This is a genomic window from Methylobacterium segetis (assembly GCF_004348265.1).
Taxonomy (GTDB): domain Bacteria; phylum Pseudomonadota; class Alphaproteobacteria; order Rhizobiales; family Beijerinckiaceae; genus Methylobacterium; species Methylobacterium segetis.
The window spans coordinates 21,161-30,240 of sequence record NZ_SMNT01000255.1; the positions used below are offsets into that span (position 1 = coordinate 21,161).

The following is a 9,080-nucleotide window of genomic DNA, read 5'->3' on the forward strand; positions in this document are numbered from 1 at the left end:
AACGTGATCACGCCCGTGCCCCCCGACCCGGATGTCACGGCTGAGGATTTGAGCGTGGATCGGTTAAAGATCGATGAGCCGGCGCTGGCCGGAGCGGCCCTTGAGGACTTCACCCTGGCGGAAGATCCCTGGCCGCTGTTCGGAGCCTGGATGGCGGAGGCGGAGGCCTCCGAGCCCGAGGACCCGAACGCGATGGCGCTGGCCACCGCGGGCGCCGACGGGCTGCCCGACGTGCGGATCGTGCTCCTGAAGGGCGCGGACCGGCGCGGCTTCGTCTTCTACACGAACGTGCAATCGGCCAAGGGCGAGGAACTGGCCCAGAACGCCCAGGCCGCCCTGGTCCTGCACTGGAAGAGCCTGCGGCGGCAGGTGCGGGCCCGCGGCGCCGTGACGCGCGTCACGCCGGAGGAGGCGGATGCCTATTTCGCGAGCCGCCACCGCGACAGCCGGATCGGCGCCCATGCGAGCCGCCAATCCCGGCCGCTCGCCGATCGGGCGACGCTGATGGCGGAGGTGGCGGACCTCGCCGCCCGCTACGAGAATGCGCCCGTGCCCCGGCCGGAGCATTGGACGGGCTTCCGGATCGAGCCCGTGACGATCGAGTTCTGGCAGAATGGCGATTACCGCCTGCACGACCGGGTCCGCTTCACGCGCTCGGGCGAGGGCTGGGACCGCTCGCGCCTCTATCCCTGACGGCGCATGCTGCGCCGCGGCACGGACCCTGGATTTCCGGGGGCTGTCCGCTTAGACCTGAGGGGCTGGGCGGCGGCCCGCCGGACCCTTCGGCGGCCCGGCCGCGCGGATCGAGAGGCACGGCCTTGGCTTCATCCGGCAACGAACGTCGGCGCGTCATGCTGCTCACGGGGGCGAGCCGCGGCATCGGCCACGCCACCGTCAAGCGCTTCTCGGCGGCCGGCTGGCGCGTCATCACCTGCTCGCGCCACCCCTTCCCCGAGAATTGCCCCTGGGAGATGGGGCCCGAGGACCACCTGCAGGTCGATCTCGCCGACGCCGCCGACACCGTGCGCGGCGTGGAGGAGGTGGCCCAGCGCCTCGCCGCGGAAGGGGGGCTGCTGCACGCCCTCGTCAACAATGCGGGCATCTCGCCGAAGGGCCCGGAGGGCGAGCGGCTCGGCGCCATCGGGACGCCCTTCGCCGATTGGCAGCGGGTGTTCCAAGTCAACTTCTTCGCGCCGATCCTGCTGGCGCGGGGCCTCTGCGACGAGCTGACCCGGGCTCGGGGCTCGATCGTCAACGTCTCCTCGATCGCGGGCTCGCGGGTCCATCCCTTCGCGGGGGCCGCTTACGGGACCTCGAAGGCGGCGCTCGCCGCCCTCACCCGCGAGATGGCCTCCGATTTCGGGCCGCTCGGCGTGCGCGTGAACGCGATCTCGCCCGGCGAGATCGACACCTCGATCCTGTCGCCCGGCACCGAGAAGCTCGTGGAGCAGATCCCGCAGCGGCGCCTCGGCACGCCGGACGAGGTGGCGAAAGCCATTTACTTCCTGTGCACCGAGGCCTCGTCCTACGTGAACGGGGCGGAGCTGCACATCAACGGCGGGCAGCATGTCTGAGCGCGGTTCCGCCGCACTCCTGCTCGCCGTCCTGCTCTCCACCGCCCCCGCCGCGGCGGAGCCCGCGGTGACGATCCTCGACCTCCCCTTCAAGGCGAAGGAAATGCGCGGCCCGGGCAGCGAGGTCGCGACGGCGGTCGCCACCTCCGGCCTCCTGCCGCTTGCCCGGCCCAAGGCCAGCGCGGCCGACACGGTGCCCCCCGAGGACGAGGAGGCGCCCCTCGCCGTGGTCTGGGGCGACGAGGGGGGCGCCGCCCTGACCCTCGCCGAGGGGCAGGTCCGCGCCACGCTGCTCGGCGCCGAGGCGATCGAGGGGCTCGCCGCGGCCGAGACGCCGCGCGGCGCCCTGCCCGGCTCCCATCGCGCCCTGTCCGGCCCCTTGAGCGCCTACCTGACCGGGCCGACGCGGGCCTCGGGCGATGGCGCGCCCGCGGCCGCCGGCCTCACCATCCGCGAGCGCCAGCCCGTCGCCGTCAGCGCCGATCCGAAGCCGGTGCCGGTTTCCACGACGACCGTGCCGGCTGGCCCCGATGCGGTGTTCACCCGAGAGCGCCCCCGCACGATCCGCATCGGCGGCCAGACCGCCATCCTCGCCTCGACCCGCCAGGGCACCGACGCCGCGTCCCTCGTCCTCGTCGGCCGCCAGGGTGCGGCGCCGGGCGCGGCCTGGGCGGTGATCGCCCGCACGCCACCTCAGCCCGGCGGCCCGCTCTCGATCGCGGGCGTCGCCGATTTCGCCGGAGCCGGGCAGATGCAGGTGGCCACGGTGGCGGGGACGACGCTTCAGCTCTGGTCGTACGCGAACGGCGCCTTCGCGCTCGCGGGCGAGCGGGCGGGCTATGCCGGCGGCGACGGGGAGACGGCGCTCGCCGCGAGTCTCGACATCGATCGCGACGGCATCCCCGAACTCGCCTTGCCGAGCGCGGAGCGGACGAGCCTCGCGATCCTCGCCTTCAAGGGCGGTGTCGCCGAGCGCGCCCGAGCCGCCCTTTCCGCCCCCGCCGGCTTCGGCGTCGCGGCCCTTGGGCGGGGTGAGGCGGCCCGCCTCCTCGTCGGCCTCGCCGACGGCCGGGTCGCCGTGGTCGCCCCGGACGGGGCGAAGCGATGAGCGAGACCGTGCGCCTGTTCCCGACCCGGCCCTTCGTCGGCGCCTCGATCGCCGTGATCCGGGACGGCCGCGTGCTGCTGGCGGCGCGCGCCAACGAGCCGATGCGCGGCGTCTGGACCCTGCCGGGCGGCCTCGTCGAGGCGGGTGAGGCTCTGGCCGAGGCCGCGCGCCGGGAACTCGCCGAGGAGGTGGGGCTCGATGCCACGGTCGTCGCCGTGCTGAGCCCGACCGAGATCATCGAGCGCGATGGCGAGGGCCGTGTCCGCCACCATTACGTGGTGCACCCGCACGCCGCCCTGTGGTGCGGCGGCGAGCCCGAGCCCGGGCCGGAGGCGCTCGGCGTGCGCTGGGCGTTGCCGGAGGAGATCGAGGGGCTCAGCACGACGCCGGGTCTCGGCCGGACGCTCGCGGAGGCCTTCGCCGCGGTCGAGCGGCACGCCGCCGAGAGCGCCGCATGACGGGGCGCCACATGAGCACGCATCGGCGGGGGCTGCTGCGCGAGGCGCTCTGCCGCCTTGGCCTCGGCCTCCTGCTCTGCCTGCCCCTCGCCCTGCCGCCGGACGTGCAGGCGCAGCAGCGGGGCGGCGCTCGGCCGGCTGCCAAGCCCTCGGACAAGGACAAGCCGCCCCCGGCCCCGGCGGAGCCGCCGCCCCCGCCCTACGAACGCGACCTGATGCGGCTCTCGGAGATCATCGGCTCCCTCGCCTTCCTGCGCGGCCTCTGCGCCAGCCCGGACGCGAACGAGTGGCCGAGCCGGATGAAGGCGCTGATCGACGCCGAGGGCGTGACGCCGAGCCGGCGGGACCGGCTCGCCGGCGCCTACAACCGCGGCTATCGCGGCTACAGCCTCACCTACCGGATCTGCACCCCGGCGGCGCAGGAGGCGGCGAGCCGCTTCCTCGCGGAGGGCGAGCGGCTCTCGCACGACCTGGCGGGCCGGTTCGGCGGCTGATGCACCTGTGTCACAGGTGTCGGCCTCGGCGAAAATCCTTCGAAATGGGCGCGCGCCGTTAACCTCTTCGCAATTCCCGGCTGGTCCGGCGCACGGCCTCCGCCTATCATCTGCACCATCGCCGGGGGGTTTCTCGGCGCCAACAGATGCCGTGACGCCATGCAGAACACCTCCGGATCCGTGCCCTTCGAGGCGGACGTCGACGAGAAGCGCGCGGCGCTCAGCTACGTCTCCGAAGCCTTCGCCGAAGGTTGCCTCGACGGGCTCGACGGAGATTGCATGGCGCAGGCCGCCCTGTTCGCGGCGTTCCAGGAACTCGTGATGACCTACGGCGAGGAGGCCACGGCCCGGTACGCGGAGGGTTTCCCGGAGCGCATCCGCGGCGGCGCCTTCACCACGACCCTGCAGCACTGAGGGGGGCTCGGAGCCTCCGCCGCGCGAGACGGCGCGAGGGACACGGGATCATTTCGGGAGGCCACGCTCCTCCCGCCGACCCTCTCCCGGACGGGAGAGGGGGCGCAGCGCGGATCATCCCTGTCAGGACGCCGGCAGCGTCTCCGAGAACAGCACCGGCTCCCCGGTGCCGGGCGCGGTCAGCGCGCCCTCCCACATCACGCGCCGGCCCCGCACCACCGTGCCGATTGGCCAGCCGGTGACGGTGACGCCGTCATAGGGCGTCCACCCGCATTTCGAGGCGATCCAGCCGTCGCGGATCGTCTCGCGGCGCTTCAGGTCCACCACCGTGACGTCGGCGTCGTAGCCCACCGCGAGGCGCCCCTTGCGCGCGATGCCGAAGAGCCGCTGCGGCCCGGCGCTGGTCAGGTCCACGAAGCGCGCGAGCGAGAGCCGGCCCGCGGCCACGTGGTCGAGCATCATCGGCACGAGCGTCTGCACGCCCGTCATGCCGGAGGGCGACTCGGGATAGGGCTTGGCCTTCTCCTCCCGCGTGTGCGGTGCGTGGTCCGAGCCCAGGATGTCGGCGATGCCCTGGCGCAATCCCCACCAGAGCACGTCCCGGTGGGCGGCATCCCGCACCGGCGGGTTCATCTGCACGAGCGTGCCGAGGCGGGGATAGGCTTCCGCGCCGTCGAGGGTGAGGTGGTGGGGCGTCACCTCGACGCTCGCAACGTCCTTGTGGTCGGCGAGGAAGTGCATTTCCTCGGCCGTCGAGAGGTGCAGGATGTGGATGCGCGCGCCCGTCTCGCGGGCGAGCGCCACGAGCCGCCGGGTCGCCTTCAGTGCGGCCTCCGGCGAGCGCCAGACCGGGTGGGAGGCCGGATCGCCCGGCACGCGCAGGTCCTTGCGCTCCCGCAGCATCGGCTCGTCCTCGGCGTGGAAGGCGGCCCGCCGCCGGATCCGCGACAGGATCTCGCGCACGCCAGCATCGTCCTCGACGAGGAGCGAGCCGGTCGAGGAGCCGACGAAGACCTTGATGCCGGCCGCGCCCGGCAGCCGTTCGAGCTCGGCCACCTGATGGGCGTTCTCGTGCGTGCCGCCGACCCAGAAGGCGAAGTCGCAATGCATCCGGTGATGCGCCCGGGCGATCTTGTCGGCGAGCGCCTCGGCGCTCGTCGTCTGCGGGTTGGTGTTCGGCATCTCGAAGACGGCCGTGACGCCGCCCATCACGGCGGCCCGGGAGCCCGATTCGAGATCCTCCTTGTGGTCGAGGCCGGGCTCGCGGAAATGCACCTGCGTGTCGATGACGCCGGGCAGGAGGTGCAGGCCGGTGCAATCCTGCCGCTCGGCGGCCGCGGCGTCGCCGAGATCGCCGATCGCGGCGACGCGGCCTGCCCGGATGCCGAGATCGGCCCGGTGCTCGCCGTCCTGGTTCACGAGCGTGCCGCCGCGGAGGACGAGGTCGAAGGGCTCTTCCATCGGGTTCGGGCTCCTGGCTCGGGGCGCCGACGTTGAGGCGCGGCCTGCGGCGGCTTATGTGTCAGCCCCTCGCCCCACGCAACGTCTCGAGCGGAACGCCCCATGCCGATCGCCCTGCTGCCGGACCGCGCCGTCGTCACCGTTACTGGCGAGGAAGCGCAGGGATTCCTGCAGGGCGTGATCACCTGCAACATCGAGAGCCTGCCCGAGGGCGCGGCGCGGCTCGGCGCCCTGCTGACGCCGCAGGGCAAGATCCAGTTCGACTTCCTGGTCTCGCGGATGCCCGGCGGCTTCCGCCTGGAGGGCGCGGCCGGGCGCGCGGCGGATCTCGTCAAGCGTCTGAGCCTCTACCGGCTGCGGGCCAAGGTCGGGATCGCCGTCGATCCGGCGCTCGCGATCGCCGCCGCATGGGACGGGGCCGAGACCGCCGCCACGGTGGATCGCGTCGCCGACGCTCGCCTCGCCGAACTCGGCGCCCGCCTCTACGCCGCCGAAGCCGCCTTCTCGGCGGATGCGACCGAGGCCGATTATCACGCCCACCGTATCCGTCTCGGCGTGCCCGAGGGTGGGCGCGACTTCGCCTTCGGCGACGCCTTCCCGCACGAGGCCCTGATGGACCAACTCGGCGGCGTCGATTTTCGGAAGGGCTGCTACGTCGGCCAGGAGGTGGTCTCGCGGATGCAGCACCGGGGCACCGCGCGCACGCGCATCGTGCCGGCGCACTACCCCGCGGGCGAGGCGCCCGCCCCTTTCAGCGAGGTGACGGCCGGGCAGAAGAGCCTCGGAGCGACGGGCTCGGCCGCGGGCTCGCGCGGCCTCGCGATGCTGCGCCTCGACCGGCTCGCCGACGCGCTCGCGGCCGGCGAGACCCTGCGGGCGGACGGGCGCGCGCTCGCCGTCGAGAAGCCGGCCTTCGCGACCTTCGCGTGGCCCTCCGCGGCGGATGCGGCAGCGGTCTGACGCCGATGGCGACGCAGACCGGGACTCTCGATCCGGAATCCGGCCTCATCGCCCATGCCGACGGCTGCCCGCGCTGCTGGTGGGCGGGGCTCGACCCGATCTACGTCGCCTACCACGACACCGAGTGGGGCGTGCCGGAATACGACGACCGCGCGCTCTACGAGAAGCTGATCCTCGACGGCTTCCAGGCGGGCCTGTCCTGGATCACCATCCTGAAGCGCCGGGATGGGTTCCGGCGCGCCTTCGCGAGCTTCGAGCCGGAGCGGATCGCCCGCTTCACGGAGGCCGACGTCGCGCGGCTGATGCAGGATACCGGCATCATCCGCAACCGCGCCAAGATCGTCGGGGCGGTCGCCGGCGCCCGCGCCTACCTGCGCATCATGGAATCCGGCCCCGGCTTCTCGCGCTTCCTCTGGGATTTCGTGGAGGGCCGGCCGGTGCAGGGGGGCGCCCGCAGCCGGGCCGAGATCGCCACCGAGACGGCGGTGTCGCGGGCGATGTCGAAGGCGCTGAAGGCGCAGGGCTTCACCTTCGTCGGCCCCACCATCGTCCACGCCTTCATGCAGGCGGTGGGCATGGTCAACGACCATCTCCTCGGCTGCCACCGGCACGGCCCCTGCGCGGAGCTCGGCCGCGCCACGCCGCTCAAGCGGCCCGCATGAGCGCCCGGCCGCCGCGGGCGTGGCAGCGGATGCTCTCGGGGCGGCGCCTCGACCTCCTCGACCCCTCGCCCCTCGACATCGAGATCGCCGACATCGCCCACGGGCTCGCGCGCGTCGCCCGCTGGAACGGGCAGACGGCGGGACCGCACGTCTTCTCGGTGGCGCAGCACTCGCTCCTCGTCGAGGCCATCGGCGGCGAGATCCTGCCGGAGCTGAGCGCCGCGCAACGCCTCGAATTCCTGCTCCACGACGCGCCCGAATACGTGGTGGGCGACATCATCTCGCCGTTCAAGGCGGCGATCGGCGATTCCTACAAGGCGGTGGAGCGGCGGCTGCTCGCCGCGATCCGCCGCCGCTTCGGCCTGCAGACGCCGGACCCTGCCCTCGCCCGGGCCGTGAAGCGCGCCGACCGGATCGCCGCGCATATCGAGGCGACGCGGCTCGCGGGCTTTGCGGCCGACGAGGCGGCCCGCTATTTCGGACGGCCCGAGTCCATGCCGCCCGCCGTGACGGCGTTCGCCGAGCCCTGGCCGACCGCCGAGGCTCAGGCGCGCTACCTCGACCGGTTCCACGCGCTCGCAGGCTGATCCCGATGTCCCGCCTCCACGTCTGCTCTCTCTCGCGCCTGCCCGAGACCATCGCCGAGACCGGGGCGAGCCACGTCCTCACCCTGGTCAATGTCGGGACCCCGATGGAGCGGCCGGCGGCGATCCCCTCCGAATGCCACGGCATCGTTGGGGTCAGCGACATCGTCGCGCCGCTGGACGGCCATGTGCTGCCCGCCGAGGAGCATGTCGGCCAGATCCTCGATTTCGTCCGGGCCTGGCCCCGCGAGAAGCCTTTGGTCATCCATTGCTATGCCGGCATCAGCCGCTCGACGGCAGCGGCCTACATCGCGGCCTGCGCCATGGCGCCCGAGCGCGACGAGGGTGAGATTGCGCAGGATCTGCGCCGGGCCTCGCCCTCGGCAACCCCGAACCGGCTTCTCGTCGAGATCGGCGACCGCCTGCTCGGGCGGGAGGGCCGCATGGTCGCGGCGATCGCGGCGATCGGCCGGGGCGCCGAGGCTTTCGAGGGCGAGCCGTTCCACCTCGCCATCGGCTGAGCGCGTCCGCTACGAAAATACCGGGGGTGTGGCCGAAACGACGCCCCGGCCGACGAATCAGGGGGGCCGGCGGCCCGGCAGGGTTGTGCGGCCCCGTCGCCCCGCCTTAGAACCGGAACAAAGGGACACGAGGGATGACCGAAGCTCGATCTGCCGCCGCCCCGTCGGCGTCAACGACCGGCGTGTCCGGGACCAGCGATCTGCCGTTCGAGAAGGCTCTCGAGCAGTTGGAGGAGATCGTGCGCCGGCTGGAGCGGGGGGACGTGCCCCTCGACGAATCCGTCGCGATCTACGAGCGCGGCGAGCGGCTCAAGCAGCATTGCGAGATGCTGCTGAAGCGGGCCGAGGCGCGCATCCAGCGGATCACCCTCGGGCCCGAAGGCCGGGCCGAGGGCGTCGTCCCCCTCGACGTCGAGTGATCGGCGAGGCTCCCGTCAGGATGGAAGCGGTCGCATCCCCTCCGCACATGGCCGCGAGGCCCGGGCCCTGCCCGGCTTCGTCGGGCGAAGCGGCGGCGGCGCCCGCCCGGAAGTGAGGTTGGTTCAGTGGCGCAGGTCGACACGTCCCTTCTCGACGGCATTTTGGATCCCTCGGCGCTTCGGCGCGTGCCGGAGGCTGATCTGCAGGCCGTGGCGGACGCGGTGCGGGCGGAGATGATCGACGCGGTCTCGGTCACCGGGGGCCATCTCGGCTCGGGCCTGGGCGTGGTCGAGCTCACGGTCGCGCTGCACCACGTCTTCGACACGCCCGACGACCGCATCGTCTGGGACGTCGGCCACCAGTGCTACCCCCACAAGATCCTGACCGGACGCCGCGACCGCATCCGCACCCTGCGCCAGGGCGG

At 73.2% G+C, this 9,080-nt stretch carries 13 protein-coding genes; 12 read left to right on the top strand and 1 reads right to left on the bottom strand.

The genetic code is table 11. The annotated features are described in order from the left end of the window. Positions 1-54 precede the first annotated feature (54 nt). The 6 genes from pdxH to E1J50_RS27005 all read left to right on the top strand — a co-directional run bounded on the left by pdxH (position 55) and on the right by E1J50_RS27005 (position 4,048). Positions 55-693, top strand: coding sequence for a pyridoxamine 5'-phosphate oxidase (pdxH, locus tag E1J50_RS26980; RefSeq protein WP_132257453.1), 639 nt, complete (start codon positions 55-57; stop codon positions 691-693). Positions 694-851: 158 nt separating this feature from the next. Continuing rightward, a complete protein-coding gene (locus tag E1J50_RS26985) occupies positions 852-1,574 on the top strand; it encodes an SDR family NAD(P)-dependent oxidoreductase (protein ID WP_132257455.1) in 723 nt (240 codons plus the stop codon). After that, positions 1,567-2,682 carry an FG-GAP repeat domain-containing protein gene (locus E1J50_RS26990; RefSeq protein ID WP_132257457.1) on the top strand — a complete coding sequence of 372 codons (1,116 nt, stop codon included), beginning with the start codon at positions 1,567-1,569 and terminating at the stop codon, positions 2,680-2,682. The genes E1J50_RS26985 and E1J50_RS26990 overlap by 8 nt, the downstream gene beginning before the upstream one ends. After that, positions 2,679-3,140 (top strand): NUDIX hydrolase, encoded by a 462-nt coding sequence (locus E1J50_RS26995; protein ID WP_132257460.1) that lies wholly within the window; start codon positions 2,679-2,681, stop codon positions 3,138-3,140. Before E1J50_RS26990 ends, E1J50_RS26995 begins: the two co-directional genes overlap by 4 nt. 35 nt (positions 3,141-3,175) lie before the next feature. After that, complete coding sequence (locus E1J50_RS27000) at positions 3,176-3,634, top strand: TIGR02301 family protein (protein ID WP_132257479.1); 459 nt, start codon at positions 3,176-3,178, stop codon at positions 3,632-3,634. A 159-nt stretch (positions 3,635-3,793) separates the two neighbouring features. Beyond that, complete coding sequence (locus E1J50_RS27005) at positions 3,794-4,048, top strand: hypothetical protein (RefSeq protein ID WP_132257463.1); 255 nt, start codon at positions 3,794-3,796, stop codon at positions 4,046-4,048. Between the two features lie 123 nt (positions 4,049-4,171). Here the strand turns inward: E1J50_RS27005 and E1J50_RS27010 are convergent, their stop codons facing one another. Further along, complete coding sequence (locus E1J50_RS27010; RefSeq protein WP_132257465.1) at positions 4,172-5,509, bottom strand: dihydroorotase; 1,338 nt, start codon at positions 5,507-5,509, stop codon at positions 4,172-4,174. Positions 5,510-5,611: 102 nt separating this feature from the next. Here E1J50_RS27010 and ygfZ point away from each other — a divergent pair, with 102 nt between their 5' ends. From ygfZ to E1J50_RS27040, 6 genes are all read left to right on the top strand, one after another. Further along, the gene (ygfZ, locus tag E1J50_RS27015) at positions 5,612-6,469 is read left to right on the top strand and encodes a CAF17-like 4Fe-4S cluster assembly/insertion protein YgfZ (RefSeq protein WP_132257467.1); all 858 of its coding nucleotides are present in this window, start codon (positions 5,612-5,614) and stop codon (positions 6,467-6,469) included. A gap of 5 nt (positions 6,470-6,474) precedes the next feature. Next, positions 6,475-7,131: a DNA-3-methyladenine glycosylase I gene (locus E1J50_RS27020; RefSeq protein ID WP_132257469.1), complete on the top strand. Its 657-nt coding sequence runs from the start codon at positions 6,475-6,477 to the stop codon at positions 7,129-7,131. Beyond that, positions 7,128-7,718, top strand: a complete 591-nt coding sequence (locus tag E1J50_RS27025) for an HD domain-containing protein (RefSeq protein WP_132257472.1) — start codon at positions 7,128-7,130, stop codon at positions 7,716-7,718. Before E1J50_RS27020 ends, E1J50_RS27025 begins: the two co-directional genes overlap by 4 nt. 5 nt (positions 7,719-7,723) lie before the next feature. Then, positions 7,724-8,236 carry a tyrosine phosphatase family protein gene (locus E1J50_RS27030; protein ID WP_132257474.1) on the top strand — a complete coding sequence of 171 codons (513 nt, stop codon included), beginning with the start codon at positions 7,724-7,726 and terminating at the stop codon, positions 8,234-8,236. Positions 8,237-8,370: 134 nt separating this feature from the next. Beyond that, on the top strand, positions 8,371-8,655 hold the full coding sequence (locus E1J50_RS27035; RefSeq protein WP_132257476.1) for an exodeoxyribonuclease VII small subunit: 285 nt from the start codon (positions 8,371-8,373) through the stop codon (positions 8,653-8,655). A gap of 126 nt (positions 8,656-8,781) precedes the next feature. Then, positions 8,782-9,080 (top strand): 1-deoxy-D-xylulose-5-phosphate synthase N-terminal domain-containing protein (locus tag E1J50_RS27040; RefSeq protein WP_281024606.1); only part of this gene is annotated, 299 nt, incomplete at its 3' end.